This is a genomic window from Aurantiacibacter luteus (assembly GCF_001010945.1).
GTDB classification, from domain to species: domain Bacteria; phylum Pseudomonadota; class Alphaproteobacteria; order Sphingomonadales; family Sphingomonadaceae; genus Alteraurantiacibacter; species Alteraurantiacibacter luteus.
Genome location: NZ_LBHB01000004.1, coordinates 52,997 through 73,569, shown reverse-complemented (window position 1 = coordinate 73,569; position 20,573 = coordinate 52,997). Strand labels below are relative to the sequence as shown.

Below are 20,573 nucleotides of genomic sequence, written 5' to 3'. Positions count from 1 at the left end.
CCCCAATGCACGAGCGCCCCGCATCTTTCCCCGGTTGCCAAAAGAAACCCGACGCAAGGCGAGCATGGGCTTGATTGTCCCGGCGAATGCGCCAAGTGCAGCCGCAATCGAAAACTGGAGACGACGCATGAAAGCGCTGGTCAAGGCGGCCCCCGGCGAGGGGCTGGAAATGCAGGACGTGCCGATGCCCGAGGTCGGCATCAACGACGTGCTGATCAAGGTGCGCCGCACCGCCATCTGCGGCACCGACATCCATATCTGGAAGTGGGACGAGTGGGCGCAAAAGACCATTCCCGTGCCCATGGTCGTGGGCCACGAATTCGTCGGCGAGATCGTCGAGGTCGGCTCGAACGTCGAGGATTTCCACGCCGGACAGATCGTTTCGGGCGAAGGGCACGTGGTCTGCGGGCGCTGCCGCAACTGCATGGCGGGCCGCCGCCACATGTGCGCCAATGCGGAAGGCATCGGCGTCAACCGTCCCGGCGCCTTTGCCGAGTACATCGCCATCCCCGCGGCAAACGTATGGGTCCACGATCCGAAGATCGACCTCGACGTCGCCTCGCTGTTCGACCCCTACGGCAACGCCGTCCACACCGCGCTGCAGTTCGACGTGCTGGGGGAGGACGTGCTGGTGGTGGGCGCCGGCCCCATCGGCATCATGGCCGCCGCCGTCTGCCGCCACGCAGGCGCGCGCCACGTGGTGGTGAGCGACCTCAACGACCAGCGCCTCGCCCTCGCGAAAAAGATGGGCGCGACGCGCACCGTCAATGTCTCCAAGGAATCGCTGGCCGAAGTGCAGGCCGATCTCGGCATGACCGAGGGCTTTGACGTCGGGCTCGAGATGTCGGGCAGCGAGGCGGGCTTTGCCTCCATGGTCGACAACATGGCCCACGGCGGCAAGATCGCCATCCTCGGCCTTCCCGCCGGCGACGTGCGGATCGACTGGCACAAGGTCATCTTCAACATGCTGACGCTGAAGGGCGTATACGGGCGCGAGATCTTCGAGACCTGGTACAAGATGCAGGTCTTCATCCAGTCCGGCCTCGACCTCACGCCCATCATCTCCCACCGCATGAGCGCGAACGACTTCGAGGAAGGCTTCCGCGTCATGCTCTCGGGCGAGGCGAGCAAGGTCGTGCTGAACTGGGAGAACCTGTGATGTACGGCGATTTCCAGCAGCACCTGCAGAGCGAGCTCGACGCCATCGCGGCGGACGGCCTGACCAAGAACGAGCGGCCCATCGCCTCGCAGCAGGACGCGCGGGTCGAGGTGAACGGGCAGGACCTGCTCAACATGTGCGCCAACAACTACCTCGGCCTCGCCAACCACCCGCAGGTGATGGCCGCGGCGCGCGAGGGGCTGGACGAGCGCGGCTTCGGCATGGCGAGCGTGCGCTTCATCTGCGGCACGCAGGACATCCACAAGGCGCTGGAGGCCGAGCTGTCGGACTTCCTCGGGATGGAGGACACCATCCTCTATCCCAGCTGCTTCGATGCCAACGGCGGCCTGTTCGAGGTGCTGCTGGGCGCGGAGGACGCGGTCATCTCCGACGAGCTCAACCACGCCAGCATCATCGACGGCGTGCGCCTGTGCAAGGCCCAGCGCTACCGCTACAAGAACAACGACATGGCCGACCTCGAGGCGCAGTTGCAGGCCGCCGACGCGGCGGGTGCGCGCTTCAAGCTGATCACCACCGACGGCGTGTTCTCGATGGACGGCCACATCGCCCAGCTGGACAGGATCTGCGACCTTGCCGAACAGTACGGCGCGCTAGTTCATTTCGACGATTGCCACGCCACCGGCTTCCTCGGCGAGACCGGGCGCGGAACCCACGAATATCGCGGTTGCATGGGGCGGGTGGACATCACCACCGGCACGCTCGGCAAGGCGCTGGGCGGAGCGAGCGGCGGCTATACCTCGGCGAGGAAGGAAGTGGTCGCCCTACTGCGCCAGCGCTCGCGGCCCTACCTGTTCTCCAACACCGTCGCGCCGCCGGTGGTCGCGGGCAGCATGGCGGCGATGCAGGTGGTGCGCGAAGGCAAGGCACTCGATCAGCTTCGCCGCAACACGGCGCGCTTCCGCGAGGGGCTGGAGAAGCTGGGCTTCGACCTCATCCCCGGCGAACACCCGATCATCCCCATCATGTTCTACGAGGCGGACAAGGCGCAGAAGTTCGCCGCGGCGATGATGGAGGAAGGCGTCTACGTCACCGCCTTCAGCTTCCCGGTCGTGCCCAAGGGCAAGGCGCGCATCCGCACGCAGATGTCGGCGGCGCTGAGCGATGCGGACGTGGACTTCGCGATCGAGGCCTTCGGGCGGGCAAAGGCGAAGCTGGGGCTCTAGCGGGCGCTGGACAAGCGCGGCGGCAAGCGGGCATAGGCGCGGCCCATGCACGACCTACGATCCATCCGCGAAAACCCCGCCGCTTTCGATGCCGCCCTCGCCCGCCGCGGCCTCGATCCCGTGGCGGAGCGCATCGTCGCGCTCGACGAGGAACGCCGCGCGCTGACGACGCAGGTCCAGGCCGCGCAGAGCCGGCGCAACGAGGCCTCCAAGGCCATCGGGCAGGCGATGGGCCAGGGCGACAAGGAGCGGGCCGAGGCGCTGAAGGCCGAAGTCGCCGAACTCAAGTCCACCATGCCCGCGCTGGAAGAGCGCGAGCGCGCGCTGGGCGAGGAACTCGACGGCCTGCTCGCCACCGTGCCCAACCTCCCCGCCGCCGACGTGCCCGAAGGCGCGGACGAGACGGACAACGTGGAGGTGCTGACGTGGGGCGAAAAGCGCACCTTCGACTTCACGCCGAAGGAACACGCCGACCTCGGCCCCGCGCTCGGCCTCGACTTCGAAACCGGCGCGAAGCTGTCGGGCGCCAGGTTCACCTTCCTGCGCGGAGACATGGCCCGCCTCCACCGCGCCATCGCGCAGTTCATGCTCGACACCCAGACGCGCGAGAACGGCTATACCGAGTGCAACCCGCCGGTGCTGGTCAACGATGCGGCCATGTACGGCACCGACAAGCTGCCCAAGTTCGCCGAGGACAGTTTCAAGACCACCGACGGGCGCTGGCTCATCCCCACCAGCGAGGTCAGCCTCACCGCATCGGTCGCCGGCGAAATCCTGCCCGACCTTGCCGAGCCCATGCGCCTCACAGCGCACACCTTGTGCTTCCGCAGCGAGGCCGGCGCGGCGGGCAAGGATACGCGCGGGTTCATCCGCCAGCACCAGTTCGAGAAAGTGGAGCTCGTCTCGATCTGCCGCCCGGAAGATTCCGAGGCCGAGCACGAGCGGATGACCGGCTGTGCCGAGGGCATCCTGAAGGCGCTGGGCCTCCCCTATCGCAAGGTGCTGCTGTGCACTGGTGACATGGGCTTCGGCGCGCGCAAGACCTACGACCTCGAGGTCTGGCTGCCGGGACAGGGCGCCTACCGCGAGATCAGCTCGTGCTCCAACACCGGCGACTTCCAGGCCCGCCGCATGAACGCACGCTACCGCCCCGCGGGCGGCGGCAAGCCGGAGTTCGTCCACACCCTCAACGGCTCCGGCCTCGCCGTGGGCCGTACGCTGGTGGCGGTGCTGGAGAATTACCAGCAGGCCGACGGCTCGGTCCGCGTGCCCGAGGTGCTGGCGCCCTACATGGGCGGTGTCGCGGAGTTGCGGCCCTGAGCCCCATTCGTCCCGAGCCCCTTTCACCCAGCTCATCCTGAGCTTGTCGAAGGATTGTCTTGTCTGTTTCTTGCGACCACGGATGAAATGAAGGACGACCCTTCGACAAGCTCAGGGCGAGCGGCTAGGGGTAGGCGCCAATGAAGATCCTCCTCACCAACGACGACGGCATCCACGCCCCCGGCCTCGCGGTTCTCGAAACATTGGCTCGCCAGTTGTCGGACCAGGTCTGGGTCTGCGCCCCGGCGGAGGAGCAGTCGGGCGCGGGACATTCGCTCACGTTGCATATGCCCGTCCGTCTGCGCGAGCATGGCGAGCGGCGCTACGCCGTCACCGGAACACCGACCGACAGCGTGAACCTGGGCCTGCGTAAGCTGTTCGCCGACAAGCTCCCCGATCTCGTCATTTCCGGCGTCAACGCGGGCGAGAACCTCGCCGACGACGTGACCTATTCGGGCACCATCAACGCAGCGATGGAAGCCGCCCTCGCCGGTATCCCCGCCATCGCCATGAGCCAGGCCTTTCGCGACAACGGGCCGAGTTTCGAGGCTGCCGAGCAGTGGGGCCTGCGCGTTCTCGAACCGCTGGTGAGAATGGCAATGGCCAAGCGCACGCTCGTCAACGTCAACTTCCCCGCCCTGCCCGCCGCCGCCGTCAAGGGCATTCGCGTGGTGCGGCAGGGCTTCCACGACTACGACCGCGGCTCGCTGGTTGAAGCGACCGATCCGCGCGGGCGGCCCTACTTCTGGTTCGGCCTGCAGGATGCCGAGCACACCTTGGGCCACGATACCGACCTCGAGGCGGTGGAGGACGGCTACATTGCCGTCACCCCGCTCCAGCTCGACCTGACCGACCACGCCGCGCTCGGCCGCCTGGCGGAGCAGTTCGGCGCATGACGCGGGGGCGCTGAGGCATGGCCAGGAACCACGAGACGCCGCGCCGCCGCCCGGTCGCCAAGCGCCGGTTCACCCCGCTCAAGCGCGCGGTCAGGATCCCCGTTTGGGGCGACCTGACGATCCGGCTGTCCATTGCGCTGGCGCTGATCTTCCTCGTCATCATGATCCACTGGTGGGACCGCGAGGGGCTGGTCGACAACCTCGACGGCCACGTCAGCTTCCTCGACGTGATCTATTTCACCATGATCTCGATCACCACCACCGGCTTCGGCGACATCGCCCCGATCAGCGACCGGGCGCGGCTGGTGGAGGCGATCATTGTCACCCCGGTGCGCTTTGCCGTGCTCTTCATTTTCGTGGGCACCGCCTACAATTTCATCATCAAGAGAAGCTGGGAGAAGTTTCGCATGGGCCAGATCCAGCAGCAGCTGCACGACCACGTCGTCGTGCTGGGATTCGGCGTTTCCGGCTCGGAGGCGGTTGGCGAACTCATCGAGCGCGGCACCGATCCCTCGTGCATCGTGGTCATGGACACCAGCCCCGAACGGCTGGAGCAGGCCGAACTGCTCGGCTGCAACGTGATCGAGGCCGACGCCACCCGCGACGAGGACCTGAAGGCGGTGCGGATCGAGCAGGCCAAGACCGTGCTCGTCTCCGCCGGGCGCGACGACAGCTCGATCCTCATCGTGCTGACAGTGCGCCACCTCGCGCCCAACGTGCCGATCAGCGTGGTGGTGCGCGCGGCGGACAACGAACAGCTCGCCCGGCAGGCCGGCGCGGACAACGTCATCAACCCGGTGCGCTTCACCGGCCTGCTGCTGGCGGGCAGCGCGCAAGGGGCGCACATCGCTGATTACCTGGGCGACCTCGCCTCGGTCACGGGCCGGGTGCAGCTGGTCGAGCGGCCGGTGATGCCCGAGGAGATCGGCCGCCCCCTGTCGGACCTCGCCAGCGGTGGGCGGGGCCTGCGCATCTACCGCAACGGCGGCGCCTGCGGGTTCTGGGAGCACGAGGCCGCGTGCCTGCAGGCGGGCGACATCGTGGTCGAGATCATGCCCACCGATGTGACGGAGGCGGGGGTGCGGTTGTAGGCCCGGCCTCAGCCCAGCATCCAGAACACCGCGCCCATCGCCAGGTAGGTCAGCACCCAGACGCCGTAATCTTTCCAGGCCGCGCGCTGGTCGAAATCGCGCCGGGCGTAGGCGATGAACAGCGCCGGGCCGACGAAGGCCAGCGCCAGCCCGCCGCTCATCATCGGGTAGAGCCACGGCTTCGCCTCCAGCGTCGCCGCGCCGACGCGGGCGAACATATGCCCCATCATCGCCGCCGTCAGCAGCAGGAGCAGAGCGGCGACGGCGTGGCGCAGGCGGCTCTTCAGGGGCGTTGCGGCGCGGCCGTAGAAGGCCACTCCCACCGCGGCGGCGACGAGCCATGCGGCGAGCACGGCGATCCAGTTTACAGGTCCCATCCCCGCCCCCTAGCGCATCGCCCCTTGCGGGTGTAGGGGCGCGGCCATCATGGCTACCCAGATCCCGGACCAGAAGAAGGTCGGCATGGTCTCGCTCGGCTGCCCCAAGGCGCTGGTCGATTCCGAACGCATCCTTACCCGCCTGCGGGCGGACGGCTATGCCATGAGCCCGGACTACGCCGGCGCCGACGTGGTCCTCGTCAACACCTGCGGCTTCCTCGATTCCGCCAAGGAGGAGAGCCTGGAGGCCATCGGCGAGGCCATCGCCGAGAACGGCCGGGTGATCGTGACCGGCTGCATGGGCGACGAGGCAGACCTCATCCGCGCCCGCCATCCCAAGGTCCTCGCCATCACCGGCGCGCACCAGTACGAGGACGTGGTCGAGGCGGTCCACCAGGCCGCGCCCCCCAGCCAGGGCCCCTACATCGATCTCGTCCCCCAGCCGGATGTCAAGCTCACCCCGCGCCACTACAGCTACCTCAAGATTTCCGAGGGCTGCAATCACTCCTGCGCATTCTGCATCATCCCGCAACTGCGCGGAAAGCTGGCCAGCCGCCGGGTCGATGCCGTGCTGCGCGAGGCGGAAAAGCTGGTCGCGGCGGGCACGAAGGAACTGCTCGTCATCAGCCAGGACACCTCGGCCTACGGGGTCGACATCCGGCACGAGGAGCGCGACTGGAAGGGTCATCCCGTCCGCGCCCACATGACCGATCTCGCCCGCGAACTGGGCCAGCTTCGTACCGCCGACGGCACTCCGCCATGGGTCCGCCTGCACTACGTCTACCCCTACCCGCACGTCGACGCGGTGATCCCGCTGATGGCCGAAGGGCTAATTACCCCCTACCTCGACATCCCGTTCCAGCACGCCAGCCCCAAGGTGCTGAAGGCCATGCGCCGCCCGGCGAACGAGGCCAAGGTGCTCGAGCGCCTCGCCAACTGGCGCGCGATCTGCCCCGACCTCACCGTCCGCTCCAGCTTCGTCGTCGGCTTCCCGGGCGAGACCGAGGAAGACTTCCAATACCTCCTCCGCTGGCTGGAGGAAGCCCGGCTCGACCGCGTGGGCGCCTTTCGCTTCGAGCCGGTCGAGGGTGCGGCGGCCAATGCCCTGCCGGACCCGGTGCCCGAGGCGGTGAAGGAAGAACGCTTCGCCCGCCTGATGGAACTGACCGAACGCATCAGCGCCGAGAAACTCGCCGCCAAGGTCGGCCGCACGCTCCCCGTAATCATCGACGAGGTGGGCGAAGCCGACGAGGACGGCGACGTTGGAGCCACCGGTCGCAGCCAGGCCGATGCCCCGGAGATCGACGGCCAGGTATTCCTGCGCAACGTGCCGGAGACCCTGGCGCAGGGTGACGTGGTCGAAGTCGAGGTCGAGGACGCCGACGCGCACGACCTGTTCGGGGTGATCGCCGGGAGCTGAGGCATCGGCGAAGTTGACACTGTCAATTTCGGTTTTGAAATTGGTTTCGCCTTTTCAGTAAGTTACCGACCTTTCGTGGTTGACACTTCATCGATATTGCGCGGAAGTCCGCTCGCACGCGGCGCATTGCTCTGACGGTAGATCGGCTAGGCGAAGCCGAATTTGTTGGCAGCGATAGTCGCCTGTTCCCGCTGTAGGAAAGCGCGCAGCGTCGGCGCCGCCTATCGCCGCCGTCCGTCCGGTTCCTCGGCCACGCCCTTGAAGGGTTCGCCGTCCAGCTTCACGTCCATGAAGCGGCCGTTGCCTTCGCTGCCGTCCTCGCGGTTGCGTTTCGCATAGAGGCCGGTGACCGGGTTCTTCACCTGCGTGCGGTCGTCGACCGAGCCTTCGCGGTAGCCCTCGCCCGTGTTCTTCGCCATTTCGCCTGTCTCCTTGATTCCTTTAGGGAATCTACGAATCGCGATTCGGCGGGTTCCGAGAAAGCTCTATCTGAGCGTCCTGAACGTCACCGACCAGCGCGGTTCCTCCAGCGCGGCGATTGAGTGCTCCCACCCGTCCCTCGCCTCGCCGCTCAGGCGATAAAGCGCGCAAGGGAACAGCGGAAAACTCGCGCGCTCGAATCCCCCGCCCGCAAGGCGGCGGCGCAGGCGCATGGTGGCGGGTGCGCCCAGCGATAGTCCGACGATCTCACCGTACTGCGGGCGGTCGCGGTGCCAGCCGATGGTGGCGCCGGGGTCGTAGCGGATGACGAGGGCCTGTTGCAGCGCCTCGGCCTCCAGCCCGGCGAGCGGCGCCACCGTGTCGCGCAGGGCCAGCAGCCAGCCCGGCAATGGCGGGGCTCCGGTCACCGCGCCGCGCTGGTAGTCGTAGGCGCTGCCGTAGTTCGCCGTCAGCCGCTTGCCCTCCCACTGGCCGAACCGGAAGGGCGCGAGCGGGCTCGTGTCGATGTGGGCGATGAGGCGCGCCTCATAGGCAGCGTCGACGGCGCGCTCCACCCGAGTCAGGCCGGGGATCGCGGGCGCGCGCGGCCCGATGTCGCCGAAAAGGTCGCCCTGCGTGCCCATCCCTGCAATATGGGGACCGTCATGCAGCAAGCCCAGACCCGCATCGCCATCTCCACGCGCGGACAGGCGCTCTACGAGTTCACCGACGAGGCCGCGCGCTGGATTGCCGGAACCGGCATCGCCACGGGTCTGCTCACGCTGTTCTGCCGCCACACCAGCTGCGGCATATTCATCAACGAGAACGCCGCGCCCGCGGTGCAGCGCGACATCCTCGCTTGGCTGGCCCGCGTGGCGCCCGAGGGTGCCGGATACGCGCACGACGACGAAGGCCCGGACGATATGCCCGCGCACATCCGCAGTCTGCTGACCGGCGTAACCCTATCGGTTCCAGTTGCGGACGGACGCATGGTGCTAGGCACTTGGCAGGGCCTGTTCCTCGCCGAACATCGCCGCGTTCCGCACACCCGCGAGGTCGTGCTGCATTTAATCGGCGAATGACGGAAACCTCCCCCGCCCCATCCGTTCGCCCACCATGCCCATAGACATAACCGCGAAGTTCGACTTCACGCTCGAGCGCCCCACCGACCTGCTCTTGCAGTTCGAGGCGGCGTCGATTCCCGAACAGATCGTTCTCTCCAGCGAGAAGAAGCTGTCCGACGCGATCCATACCGCCAGCGTGCCGGCGCAGGACGACATCGGGGAGCGGATCTGGGTGCGGGCCGAGGGGACGTATGCGGTCGACTACCGCGCCCGGGTGGACGTGAAGCGGCTATCGCCCGATCTCGGCAAGCTCGCCGCGCTCGACCCGCACGACCTGCCGGGCGAAGCGGTCGAATACCTTTTCGATTCGCGATACTGCCAGGCCGACCGGATGCAGAGCTTCGTCGAGGACGAGTTCGGCACGCTGTCGGGCGGCGAGAAGATCGTCGCCATGCGCGACTGGATCGCCGACCACTTCCACTACACCCCCGGCGCCTCCGACGCGACGACCACCGCGCTCGACACCTTCGTGGAACGGCGCGGGGTCTGCCGCGACTATGCCCACGTGATGATCACCTTTGCCCGGGCGAGCACCATTCCCGCGCGCTACGTCAGCTGCTTCGCGCCCGGCGTCACCCCGCAGGACTTTCACGCCGTGGCCGAGGTGTTCCTGTGCGATCCGACCACGCCCGGCGGCGGGGCATGGTACATCGTCGATGCGACCGGCATGGCGGACCCGGCGAAGACCGTGAAGATCGGCATCGGCCGCGATGCCGCCGACGTCAGCTTCCTCACCACTTTCGGCATGAACCAGTTCGGCGACAAGACCATCGAGGTCACCGAGAGCGGTTGAGAACGTTCACAGGATTGGCTATTCGTATGCGGAGCGGGCAAGAGGGGTTGCGCTCGCCCCGCAAATATGTTGCGCCGCAACAACCGCGCGCGCAACGCGGGCGGCCTTACAGGAACTGAAGACGCAATGACCACGACCGCCGACACGCTGATCCTGTTCGGGGCGACCGGCGACCTGTCGCAGCGGATGCTCCTGCCCTCGCTTTGCGCGCTGGCCGGTGAGGGGCTGCTGCACGAGGAGCTGCGGATCATCGGCACGGCCCGTTCCGATCTGTCGGACGAGGACTTCCGCGAGTTCGCGCGCAAGGCCATCGAGACCTACCTGCCCGAACAGCGGCGCGGCGACCTTGCCACTTTCCTGCCGCGCCTGTCCTACCAGACGCTGGATGTGACCACGCCCGAAGGCTACGCCGAGCTGGCCGGCAAGGTGGGTGAGGGGCGCGAGGTGGCGATCTTCCTCTCCACCGCGCCCAGCCTGTTCAAGCCGACGATTGAGGGCCTTGCCGCGCACGGCCTCGCGGACGCGAACTCGCGCATCTGCCTCGAAAAGCCGCTCGGCACCGATCTCGCCTCCAGCTGCGCCATCAACGATGCAGTCGCCAGCGCCTTTAGCGAAGACCGCATCTTTCGCATCGACCATTACCTCGGCAAGGAGACGGTGCAGAACCTCATCGCGCTGCGCTTTGCCAACATCATGTTCGAGCCGCTGTGGAACGCCCAGCACATCGAGCACGTGCAGATTACCGTCGGCGAGACCGTGGGCCTCGAAGGCCGCGCCGATTTCTACGAACACGCGGGCGCTCTGCGCGACATGGTGCAGAACCACATGCTCCAGCTGCTCGCGCTGGTCGCCATGGAGCCGCCCGGCAGCTTCGAGGCGGGCGCGGTACGCGATGAAAAGGTCAAGGTGCTGCGCGCGCTGAGGCCCATCGCCGCCGACGAGAGCGTGACCGGGCAGTACCGTGGCGGCGCGGCGGACGGGAAGATCGTGCCCGGCTACGACGAGGAACTGGGCCGCGATAGCGACACCGAGACCTTCGTTGCGCTGAAAGCCCACATCGACAACTGGCGCTGGCAGGGCGTGCCGTTCTACCTTCGCACCGGCAAGCGGATGCCGGAGCGCGTGACCGAGATCGTGGTCCAGTTCCGCTGCGTGCCGCACTCCATCTTTCCCGGCGCGAAACTCAAGCAGAACCGCCTCGTCATCGGCATCCAGCCGACCGAGAACATCCACCTGCGTCTGATGGCCAAGGTGCCCGGCATCGAGCAGGAGGGCATGGTCCTGCGCGAGGTGCCGCTCGACATCACCATGCCCGACGCTTTTACCGGCAAGGTCAAGCGCATCGCCTACGAACGGCTGCTGCTCGACCTCGTCCACGGCGCGCAGACGCTGTTCGTGCGGCGCGACGAGGTGGAGGCGCAGTGGCGCTGGATCGACGCGATCCGCAAGACTTGGGCCGAGGAAGGGCAGAAGCCCAAGACCTACAGCGCGGGAAGCTGGGGTCCGAGCGCCGCCATCGCGCTCGCCGAACGCGACGGAGTAAGCTGGCATGAGTGATCTGAACCCCGTCGTCGCCCGCGTCACCGAGCGGATAACCGAGAAGTCGAAGGACAGCCGCCGGCGCTATCTCGACCTGATCGACCGCGAGCACGAGAACCGGCCCGACCGCGCGATGCAGAGCTGCTCCAACCTCGCCCACGCCTTTGCCGGGGCCGAGGAGGACCAGGAGGCGCTCAAGAACCACCGCGGGCCCAACATCGGTGTCGTCACCAGCTACAACGACATGCTGAGCGCCCACGCGCCCTATTACCGCTATCCCGAACGGCTGAAGATCTACGCGCGCGAAGTCGGCGCGACGGTGCAGGTGGCGGGCGGCACGCCGGCCATGTGCGACGGGGTGACGCAGGGCGAGACGGGCATGGAGCTTTCGCTCTTCAGCCGCGACGCCATTGCCATGGCGACCGGCATCGCCTTGAGCCACGCGATGTACGACGGGATGCTGCTGCTCGGCATCTGCGACAAGATCGTGCCGGGATTACTTATCGGCGCGCTCAGGTTCGGCCACCTGCCCGCGATTTTCGTGCCGAGCGGCCCCATGCCATCGGGCGTCTCCAACAAGCAGAAGCAGGCCGTGCGCCAGCTCTATGCCGAGGGCAAGGCGACGCGCGCCGAACTGCTCGACAGCGAGCTCGGCAGCTATCACTCGCCCGGCACCTGCACCTTCTACGGCACCGCCAATTCCAACCAGATGATGATGGAGCTGATGGGCCTGCACGTGCCAGGCGCGGCCTTCGTGCAGCCGGGTACGAAACTGCGCCAGGCTCTCGACCGTGCCGCGGTCCACCGCGTCGCAGCGCTGGGCCATCACGGCAACGACTACCGCCCTCTCGGCCACTGCGTGGACGAAAAGGCGATCGTCAACGCCATGGTCGGCCTGCTGGCGACGGGCGGCAGCACCAACCACGCCATCCACATCCCCGCCATGGCGCGCGCGGCGGGGATCCAGGTCGACTGGACGGACCTTTCCGAACTCTCGTCCGCCGTGCCGTTGGTGGCGCGCGTCTATCCCAACGGCTCGGGCGACGTGAACCATTTCCACGAGGCGGGCGGCATGGGCTACGTCATCGGTGAACTGCTAGGCGCAGGGCTGGCGCACGCCGATGTCATCGGCGTCGCCGAGGAACGCGGCATGGCCGACTACGCGCGCGAGCCGGGGCTGGACGGCGACGGCCTCGCATGGCGCGATGTCGGCGAGAGCGGCGATGCCGAAATGCTGCGCCCCGCCGGTGATCCGTTCCAGCCCGATGGCGGGATGCGCCTGCTCGAGGGCAACTTGGGGCGCGCCTGTTTCAAGTCCTCCGCCGTCGAAAAGGCGCGCTGGACCGTGGAGGCGCCCTGCCGCGTGTTCCAGACCCAGCACGAGGTGGCCGAGGCCTTTGCCGCGGGCGAGCTCGACCGCGACATCGTCGTCGTCGTGCGCTTCCAGGGCCCGCGCGCCAACGGCATGCCCGAACTGCACAAGCTGACCCCGCCGCTGGGCGTCTTGCAGGACCGCGGCTACCGCGTGGCGCTGGTCACCGACGGGCGCATGTCGGGCGCGAGCGGGAAGGTGCCCGCCGCCATTCACGTCTCGCCCGAGGCACTGGGCGGCGGCCCGCTCAGCCTGCTGCGCGACGGCGATATCGTGCGCGTCTGCGCCGAGACCGGCACGCTCTCGACCAGCGCCGAGCTTTCGCAGCGCACCCCCGCCCCCGACCCGCAGGCCGAGGACGGCACGGGACGCGAGCTCTTCGCCATGTTCCGTGCATTGGCCGACGAGGCGGAAAAGGGCGGCAGCGCCATGCTCGCGAGCGCGGGGCTATGATGGTCCTCCCCGGCACGGGGAGGGGGACCACGCGCAGCGTGGTGGAGGGGCACGCTCGCCGCTCCGCTCGAACCTATAACCAGATAACGCACGGGAGCCCCTCCACCATCCTGCGGATGGTCCCCCTCCCCGTGCCGGGGAGGATTGCATGACCCAGATCGTTGCCGTCGACATCGGCGGAACCCACGCCCGCTTCGCCGTGGCCACCCGCGCCGACGACGGCACGATCACGCTCGACGAGCCGATCACGTTGCATACCGAGGATCACGCCAGCTTCCAGACCGCGTGGGAGGATTACCGCGAGCGCAAGGGCGGCAGCCTGCCCGATGCCGTCTCCATGGCAATCGCCGGCCCGGTGGGCGGCGAGGTCATCCGCTTCACCAACAACCCGTGGATCATCCGCCCGGCGCTGGTGGAGGAAAAGCTCGGCGTCTCGCGCCAGACCATCGTCAACGATTTCGAGGCCGTGGCCCACGCCGTCGCGCGCGCGGGCGAGGACGAGTTCATCCACCTGACCGGACCGGACCAGCCGCTGGGCAGGACCGGGCGCCTCAGCGTACTCGGCCCCGGCACCGGGCTCGGCGTCGCGCACCTCTACCGCGAGCCCGACGGCACCTATCGCGTCTCCGCCACCGAGGGCGGGCACGTGGATTTCGCCCCGCTCGACCCCATCGAAGACGCCATCCTCGCCCGCCTGCGCAAGCGCCACACCCGCGTTTCGGTGGAGCGCGTGGTCGCCGGCCCCGCCATCGTCGACATCTACGAAACCTTGGCCGCGCTCGAAGGCCGCGCGGTGAAGGATCAGGACGACGTGGCCATCTGGACCGCGGGCATGGACGGGTCGGACAGCCTCGCCGCTGCCGCCATCGACCGCTTCTGCCTTTCGCTGGGCGCGGTGGCGGGCGATACCGCGCTGGCGCAGGGCGGATTTGCGGGTGTCGTGATCGCCGGCGGGCTCGGCTACCGGCTGCGCGACCACCTGCCGCGCTCCGGCTTTGCCGAACGCTTCCGCGCCAAGGGCCGGTTCGAGGGGCTGATGTCGGCCATCCCGGTCAAGCTCATCACCCATCCGCAGCCCGGCCTGTTCGGCGCCGCGGCCGCCTTCTTCCAGCAACACGGAGACGCCGCGTGAGCGACCCTGCCCACTACGACTCGCAGGAAATCGACCGCGTTATGCGCGTGGCCCCCGTCATCCCGGTGCTGGTGATCGACGATCTCGGCCACGCACGCGAGACGGCCGAAGCGCTGGTCGAGGGCGGGCTCAAGGTGCTGGAAGTGACGCTGCGCACGCCGCAGGCGCTCGATGCGATCAAGCGGATGAATCTCGTCCCCGGCGCCATCGTCGGCGCGGGCACGGTGACCAATCCCGACCAGCTGAAGGCGGCGATGGATGCCGGCAGCGAGTTCATCGTCTCCCCCGGCCTGACCCAGCGCCTCGGCGAAGCGGCCATCAAGGCGGGCGTGCCGTTTCTGCCCGGCATTGCCAACTCCGGCGATATCATGCGCGGGATGGACATGGGGCTGACGCACTTCAAGTTCTTCCCCGCCATGGCCAACGGCGGCATTCCTGCGCTGAAGGCGCTCGCCGCGCCGTTCTACCAATGCAAATTCTGCCCTACCGGCGGCGTCAGCCTGCAGAACGCGCCCGACTGGCTGGCGCTGGACCCCGTCCTGTGCGTGGGCGGCAGCTGGGTCGCGCCAAAGGGCGCATCGCCCGAGGAAATCGCCAAGCTTGCGCGCGAGGCCGCCGCGCTGTGAGCCGCGTCGGCGAACTGACCGAGCGCCTGCAGCACATCCACCGGCGCACCGAGGAAACCCCGCTCTTCAACCCCGTATTCCAGCTCGCGCACGAGATGTCGCGCGATCTCGAGGCCGGGGCCATGAGCTTCGACGACATCGAGGCCATGGTGGCCGAGCTGGAGGTCGCCGCACTGGAGGAACGCGCCCGCCGCACGCGCTGCATGGTCGCCCCAATCGGCGAGGCGGCGAACGAAAAGGCGCTGGCGGACACCCTCACCGCGCCCAGCTTTGCCGCGTTCAAGGCGAGCTGGGAGGTGCCGCAGCTCCACGCCGTCTTCACCGCGCATCCGACCTTCCTGCTCACCCCCGGGCAATACGCCGCCGTCGCAAAGGCGGCCGCCGAGGACGGCCCCATCGACGCAGGCGTGGTCGGCGGCGAACGGCCGCAGGTCACCCTCGCCTACGAGCACGAGCGGGCCATGCGCGCGATCGCCCACGCGCAGGACGCGCGCGATGCCATCGTCGCCCAGCTGCTTGACCACGCCCGCGAGCAATGGCCGGAGGAATGGCGCGAGCTGGCGCCGGTGCCGTTCCGCTTTGCCAGCTGGGTCGGCTACGACATGGACGGGCGCACCGATATCGGCTGGGCCACCTCCATCGCCTTCCGCCTCGCGGAAAAGGCCGAGCGCCTGGCCCGCTACGTCGCCTCGCTGGAGGCCATCGACGCAGGCCACATGCTGCTCGGCGTGCTGCGTCCGGCGCTTGAGGAAGCGCAGGCGATGGCCGAGGCCTTTGCCGGCGACCTCACCGATCCTGCGCGCCTGTCGGAAGCGGCCAACCGCCTGACCGCGCAGAGCGAGCACCGCCTGACCAGCCTCACGCCCATCATCACGCATATCGAGCGCGAGGCGAAGATGGCGGCGGACACCGACTATGCCGTGCGCCTGCTGACGCTGGCCGCCGCCATGCGCGCCGATGGCCTGGGCATGGGGTGGATCCATTTCCGCGTGAACGCCAGCCAGCTGCACAACGCGATCCGCCGCCGCATCGACCCCGAGGGCACGCTCGATCTCGCCAGCAAGGGCGCGGTCAAGCACCTGCGCGAAGCCATCGCCAAGGTCCGCCCCCACCGCACCAACTTCGGCGCGCTCGCCATCGAGGCCTCGACCGCGATCCGCCAATTCCTCGCCATGGCGCAGATCCTCCACCACGTGGACGCCGACGCGCCGATCCGGATGTTGATCGCGGAGTGCGAGGAGCCTGCCACGGTCCTCGCCGCGCTCTACTTCGCCCGGCTGTTCGGGATCGAGGACAAGGTCGACGTCTCGCCGCTGTTCGAGACCGAAACCGCGCTGGAGCACGGCGGCCGCTTCCTCGACGAGCTGCTGGCCGAGGAGGTCTACCGCGATTACGCCCGTGCCCGGGGGCGGGTGGCGATCCAGACCGGGTTCTCCGACGCCGGGCGCTTCGTCGGGCAGATCCCCGCCAGCCTCGCCATCGAGCGGCTGCAGGGTCGCCTGTCCGAAGCCATGGCCGCCAACGGCCTCACCGATGTCGCGGCGCTTATCTTCAACACCCACGGCGAGAGCATGGGCCGCGGCGCGCATCCGACCAAGATGGCCGACCGGCTCGACTGGGCACTCAGCCCATGGGCCAAGCGCCGCTTCGCCCGCGCCGGCATCGCGCTGGAGCCCGAGGTCAGCTTCCAGGGCGGCGACGGCTACCTGTGGTTCGCCACGCCCGAGCTCGCCCGCGCCACGCTGACGCGCATCGCCTGCCTGCGCCCGGCGGAAACCGACGCCGAGGCGCCGACCGACCCGTTCTACCGCCGCACCGACCTTTCGCTCGATTTCTACCGCGCGGTGAAGGAGCACCAGCAGGATCACCTCGCCAGTAGGACATACAGCCGCGCCATCACTGCGTTCGGTCTGGGCCTGCTCAACCCCACCGGCAGCCGCGTCAGCCGCCGGCAGGGCGACCTCTCCGCCGATCGCGACATGAGCCTCAGGCAAATCCGCGCGATCCCGCACAACGCCATCCTGCAACAGCTCGGCTATCCGGTGAACGTGATCGCGGGCGTGGGGCAGGCGGCGCAGAACAATTACGAGGAGCTGGGCGCGCTATTGGCGGAGAGCGCGCGCGGGCGCGAGCTGGTGCGCTTGGTGCGCGCCGCCAACGCGCTCGCCAGCGTGAAGACCGTGGCGGCCTACGGCGAACTGTTCAACTCCGCCTACTGGGCCAGCCGCCCCTATCGCGGCACGGAGACCCAGTTGACCGCAGCCTGCGAGGCCCTGAGCGAATATCTCGTGAAGGACGACCGCGTGGGCGTGTTCCGCCGCCTCGCCAGCCGCCTGCGGGTGGACGCGATGAAGCTCTACCGCCTGCTCGACCATGTGCCGGAAGAGGAGGCGACCCCGCATCGCGAGGAGAAGCGGCGCATGATCGGCGTGCTCCAGGCGCTGCGCATTACGTTGCTGCAAGCCATGTTCATCCGCGCCGTCAGTGTCCCCGCCTTCAGCCGCGCCAACGACGTCAGCCGCGACGACGTGCTGGAGATGGTCTTCACCCTGCGCGTGGACGATGCGCTGGCGCAGTTGCGCCGCGCCTACCCGGTCGCCTTTCCGCGCCTCGACCGCTTCGACCTCGACGAGCCCGCCGACTGGCCCGACGGCTCGGACGAGGGATACGAGGCGATCCACCGTGACTTCATCGACCCCATCGAGCGCGCCCATGCGCTGTCGCTGAGGATCACCACGGCCATCGCCAACGTGTTCGGCGCGCATGGTTAATACGCCGTAATCGCCCCGCGGCCCTCGTCCCGCTGCGGGACTGGGGCGACACAATGGTGGGAAAACCCATCGTTTTCGCCTATCACGGGCGGATGAACAGCGGCATCAAGTGGATCGGCGGCCTGACCCTGGCGATAGCGGCGCTCGTCGGCGGGGCCACGTTTGTCGGCAACCCGCTGGAAGCGCAGGAGAGCGCGCCCGTCACCATCGCGGCGCAGGACGTGCTGGCCGAACCCGCCGGCGAACCGGACATGATCTCGCGCGAAGTTGTCCAGCCGCAGCCCGCCTACGATCCCGAAGATCCTTTCGTCATCCGCCGCGTGCTGCCCATCGACGGGCCCATCCGCTATGGCGAGTGGCACTGGGACGACGAGAACGTGCCCCCCGGCCCGCTGGTGATGACGGTGGACCTGCAGGCCCGCGTGCTCAGCGTCTTTCGCGGCGGCTACGAAATCGGCGCGGCGGCCGTGCTGATCGGCTCTCCCGACCATCCCACGCCCACCGGCGTCTTCCCGATCCTGACCAAGGAACGGCACAACGTTTCCGAGCAGTACAACAACGCGCCCATGCCCTGGACGATGCGGCTGACCTGGGACGGCGTGGCCATCCACGGCGGCTCCACCGTCGAGCGCGGCTATGCCAGCCACGGCTGCATCGGCACGCCCGATGCCTTCGTCAGCAAGATCTACGAGATCGCCAAGGTGGGCGACGTGGTGATCATCACCGACGGCGTGCAGACGGGCGTAGGCGGTTCGCTGGAGCACGGCGAGGGGTAAGATCACGCCAGGTAGCCCCCCTTCCGCTCACCCTGAGCTTGTCGAAGGGGCGTCCTTTCTTGAACTCCGTCGCTAGAAGAAAAAGCGATGCTTCGACAAGCTCAGCATGAGCGGGGGCGGGGCCGAGTGCGTCAGTTCCTTCGCCGCGCGGGCTCAGGGCGGAGCACCCAGACCCCGTTCTCGTTCCGCGCCAGGACACCGCCGACATTGCCGTCCTCGCCCCGCGCGAGGCCGTCGACCAGCCGCGCCACGTCGCTCCCCCTCGCCGATCCGTTCAGGCTGGCGATGACCCGCTCGACCAGCCGACGGGCGAGTTCACGGTCCGGCGGCGGCTGGATGGCGGCGTGGCTGGCAAAATGCTCGACGAATTCGGGATAGACCCTGTCGGTCAGGTATTCGAGCGCGCGTTCCGCTTCCGCCAAGTGCGCTGCCGAGCGCGCCAGCGCCCTGGGGTCGAGCCAGTCGGCGGCGGCCAGTTCGCGGCGGACCGTGACCCGCTCGAAGCGGTCGTCGCTGTTGCCGGGATCGGTCGCAAAGGCGACCCGGGCGCTCTTGACGACGCTGCGCAGCTCGGCCCGCCGGAAGCCCAGCAGCGGGCGGATGACCGGCGCTTCGAAGCGCGCCTCGAAGGGATAGTTCGACGCGCGCACCCCGGCGAGACCACGCACGCCGCTGCCGCGATTGAGGCGCATGACCAGCGTTTCCGCCTGGTCGTCGACATGGTGCGCCGTCGCCACGGCCGCGAGCCGCCGCCGCTCGGCCCAAGCGCTGAGCGCCTCGTACCGGGCAAGGCGCGCCATCGCCTGGACGTTGCCTTCGGGCACCTCGATGGCCAGCACCTCGCACGTCACCCCGCGTGTCTCGCAGGTCTTCGCCACCAGCGCGCACTCGCCCCCGGCCTCGGGGCGCAGGCCGTGGTCGACTGTGGCGACCTCGAAATGACCGGGGATCGCCTCGTGCGCCAGCAGCAGCATGGCCATCGAATCCGGCCCGCCGCTCACCGCGAGGCCGATCCGTCCGCCGCCGGGGTTCAGCCGGCCGAGCGCCGTGTGGAAGCGCTCGACCAGGGCAGGATCAATCGCAGTCGACCCGGCCATTGAGGCCCGTGTACTGCGTCGACAGGCGGCCCGTCGCCAGCGCCTGGTAGGTGTCGCCGAACTCGGCCAGCGCGATGCAGGCGCGGCGGGTATCGCCGAGCGCGATCATGCTTTCGGCGAGGTACAACAGGCTGTCTCCGGCGCGCGCGCCTTGCGGGTCGGTCTGGTAGTTCTCGAAGAAATGCGTCGCCGCCCCGCGCGCGTCGCCCGCGTCGAGGAAGGCGCGGCCCAGCAGGTTGCGGCCATAGCTCGTCATCCGGTGGCCGGGGTAGCGGTCGAGGTAGAGCGCCAGCTGCTGCTGCGCTTCGGGGTAGAAGCCCGCGTCCCACAGGCGGAAGCCATAGGTGTACTCGTCCTCGCCCGCGTCGCCCGTGGCGGGCTTGGCGATGGCGGCGACCGCGGCGACGCGCGCCGGGCTCGGCTGCGCGGCGGCGGGAGCCGGAGTGGGCGCGGGCGTCGGCCGGTTGGCGGCCGGCTGCGGCGGCGGTGCAGGCAGCGTGGTAGCAGTGCCCGCCGGGCCCGGATTGGCGATGATGCCGCTCGGCGTGGTCACCGTGGCTCCGGAGCCGCCTTCCAGCCGCAGCAGCCGTTCCTCTATCGCCGCGAGCGCGTTCTCGTTGACCTCGGTGGCGGCGGTCAGGCGGGCGACCTGCTGCTCGATCGCCTCGAGCCGGTCGAGCACGCCGGTCAGCGCCGAGGTGCTGGGCGAATTGTCGACGTTCTGCGGGCGCTGCTGCGGGGTAATCTCGGGCTCGAAATAGCGCTCGTCCCCGCCGGGGAAGACCGCGCGCTGGAGGGCCGTCACCTGCTGTTCCAGCCGTTGCAGCCGCTGGTCCGCCTGCGCCGCGGCAGGTATCGCCATCAACGGCAGGACCATGACCAGCACCGCACCCGTGCTCGCCGCCAGCCTCTTGCGCATCGCCTTCATTGCCACTCGTCCTCCGATCCAGAATTCATTGCGGGCCCGCACGTGCCACGGCGTGCCAAGATAGGACATTAACGGCGCGCCGTAAGCGCGCGCTA

Annotated in this window: 19 protein-coding genes; 14 read left to right on the top strand and 5 right to left on the bottom strand. The window is 68.6% G+C overall.

Annotated features, from left to right (window positions below; genetic code table 11):
• The first annotated feature begins 127 nt into the window (after positions 1-127).
• The 5 genes from tdh (at position 128) to AAW00_RS13105 (ending at position 5,650) form a co-directional block, all read left to right on the top strand.
• Complete coding sequence (gene tdh / locus AAW00_RS13125) at positions 128-1,159, top strand: L-threonine 3-dehydrogenase (protein ID WP_047004896.1); 1,032 nt, start codon at positions 128-130, stop codon at positions 1,157-1,159.
• Positions 1,159-2,343: a glycine C-acetyltransferase gene (gene kbl / locus AAW00_RS13120; RefSeq protein WP_047004895.1), complete on the top strand. Its 1,185-nt coding sequence runs from the start codon at positions 1,159-1,161 to the stop codon at positions 2,341-2,343. Before tdh ends, kbl begins: the two co-directional genes overlap by 1 nt.
• Before the next feature lie 45 nt (positions 2,344-2,388).
• Positions 2,389-3,663 carry a serine--tRNA ligase gene (gene serS / locus AAW00_RS13115; protein ID WP_047004894.1) on the top strand — a complete coding sequence of 425 codons (1,275 nt, stop codon included), beginning with the start codon at positions 2,389-2,391 and terminating at the stop codon, positions 3,661-3,663.
• A gap of 140 nt (positions 3,664-3,803) precedes the next feature.
• A complete protein-coding gene (surE, locus tag AAW00_RS13110; protein ID WP_047004893.1) occupies positions 3,804-4,559 on the top strand; it encodes a 5'/3'-nucleotidase SurE in 756 nt (251 codons plus the stop codon).
• 17 nt (positions 4,560-4,576) lie between these two features.
• Positions 4,577-5,650, top strand: coding sequence for a potassium channel family protein (locus AAW00_RS13105; RefSeq protein WP_047004892.1), 1,074 nt, complete (start codon positions 4,577-4,579; stop codon positions 5,648-5,650).
• An 8-nt stretch (positions 5,651-5,658) separates the two neighbouring features.
• Here the strand turns inward: AAW00_RS13105 and AAW00_RS13100 are convergent, their stop codons facing one another.
• Positions 5,659-6,027 carry a hypothetical protein gene (locus AAW00_RS13100; RefSeq protein WP_047004891.1) on the bottom strand — a complete coding sequence of 123 codons (369 nt, stop codon included), beginning with the start codon at positions 6,025-6,027 and terminating at the stop codon, positions 5,659-5,661.
• Positions 6,028-6,076: 49 nt separating this feature from the next.
• Between AAW00_RS13100 and rimO the strand changes: the two genes are divergently transcribed.
• The gene (gene rimO / locus AAW00_RS13095; RefSeq protein ID WP_047004890.1) at positions 6,077-7,447 is read left to right on the top strand and encodes a 30S ribosomal protein S12 methylthiotransferase RimO; all 1,371 of its coding nucleotides are present in this window, start codon (positions 6,077-6,079) and stop codon (positions 7,445-7,447) included.
• A 221-nt stretch (positions 7,448-7,668) separates the two neighbouring features.
• On the opposite strand, the gene AAW00_RS13090 is transcribed toward rimO, so the two are convergent.
• A complete protein-coding gene (locus AAW00_RS13090) occupies positions 7,669-7,866 on the bottom strand; it encodes a hypothetical protein (protein WP_047004889.1) in 198 nt (65 codons plus the stop codon).
• Between the two features lie 66 nt (positions 7,867-7,932).
• The gene (locus AAW00_RS13085) at positions 7,933-8,511 is read right to left on the bottom strand and encodes an alpha-ketoglutarate-dependent dioxygenase AlkB (protein WP_047004888.1); all 579 of its coding nucleotides are present in this window, start codon (positions 8,509-8,511) and stop codon (positions 7,933-7,935) included.
• 21 nt (positions 8,512-8,532) lie between these two features.
• Here AAW00_RS13085 and AAW00_RS13080 point away from each other — a divergent pair, with 21 nt between their 5' ends.
• The 8 genes from AAW00_RS13080 to AAW00_RS13045 all read left to right on the top strand — a co-directional run bounded on the left by AAW00_RS13080 (position 8,533) and on the right by AAW00_RS13045 (position 18,453).
• On the top strand, positions 8,533-8,949 hold the full coding sequence (locus AAW00_RS13080) for a secondary thiamine-phosphate synthase enzyme YjbQ (RefSeq protein WP_047005008.1): 417 nt from the start codon (positions 8,533-8,535) through the stop codon (positions 8,947-8,949).
• 34 nt (positions 8,950-8,983) lie between these two features.
• Complete coding sequence (locus tag AAW00_RS13075; RefSeq protein ID WP_047004887.1) at positions 8,984-9,784, top strand: transglutaminase-like domain-containing protein; 801 nt, start codon at positions 8,984-8,986, stop codon at positions 9,782-9,784.
• Positions 9,785-9,910: 126 nt separating this feature from the next.
• Positions 9,911-11,341, top strand: a complete 1,431-nt coding sequence (gene zwf, locus AAW00_RS13070) for a glucose-6-phosphate dehydrogenase (protein ID WP_047005007.1) — start codon at positions 9,911-9,913, stop codon at positions 11,339-11,341.
• Complete coding sequence (edd, locus tag AAW00_RS13065; RefSeq protein WP_047004886.1) at positions 11,334-13,148, top strand: phosphogluconate dehydratase; 1,815 nt, start codon at positions 11,334-11,336, stop codon at positions 13,146-13,148. The genes zwf and edd overlap by 8 nt, the downstream gene beginning before the upstream one ends.
• Before the next feature lie 148 nt (positions 13,149-13,296).
• Positions 13,297-14,280 carry a glucokinase gene (glk, locus tag AAW00_RS13060; RefSeq protein ID WP_047004885.1) on the top strand — a complete coding sequence of 328 codons (984 nt, stop codon included), beginning with the start codon at positions 13,297-13,299 and terminating at the stop codon, positions 14,278-14,280.
• A gap of 41 nt (positions 14,281-14,321) precedes the next feature.
• On the top strand, positions 14,322-14,906 hold the full coding sequence (gene eda, locus AAW00_RS13055; RefSeq protein ID WP_047005006.1) for a bifunctional 4-hydroxy-2-oxoglutarate aldolase/2-dehydro-3-deoxy-phosphogluconate aldolase: 585 nt from the start codon (positions 14,322-14,324) through the stop codon (positions 14,904-14,906).
• Complete coding sequence (locus AAW00_RS13050; protein ID WP_241461743.1) at positions 14,903-17,677, top strand: phosphoenolpyruvate carboxylase; 2,775 nt, start codon at positions 14,903-14,905, stop codon at positions 17,675-17,677. Before eda ends, AAW00_RS13050 begins: the two co-directional genes overlap by 4 nt.
• 53 nt (positions 17,678-17,730) lie before the next feature.
• Positions 17,731-18,453 carry a L,D-transpeptidase family protein gene (locus tag AAW00_RS13045; RefSeq protein ID WP_241461742.1) on the top strand — a complete coding sequence of 241 codons (723 nt, stop codon included), beginning with the start codon at positions 17,731-17,733 and terminating at the stop codon, positions 18,451-18,453.
• A 131-nt stretch (positions 18,454-18,584) separates the two neighbouring features.
• Here AAW00_RS13045 and tilS read toward each other — a convergent pair whose 3' ends face one another.
• Complete coding sequence (gene tilS, locus AAW00_RS13040) at positions 18,585-19,550, bottom strand: tRNA lysidine(34) synthetase TilS (protein WP_047004883.1); 966 nt, start codon at positions 19,548-19,550, stop codon at positions 18,585-18,587.
• The gene (locus AAW00_RS13035) at positions 19,528-20,478 is read right to left on the bottom strand and encodes a tetratricopeptide repeat protein (RefSeq protein WP_047004882.1); all 951 of its coding nucleotides are present in this window, start codon (positions 20,476-20,478) and stop codon (positions 19,528-19,530) included. The genes tilS and AAW00_RS13035 overlap by 23 nt, the downstream gene beginning before the upstream one ends.
• Positions 20,479-20,573: the final 95 nt, after the last annotated feature.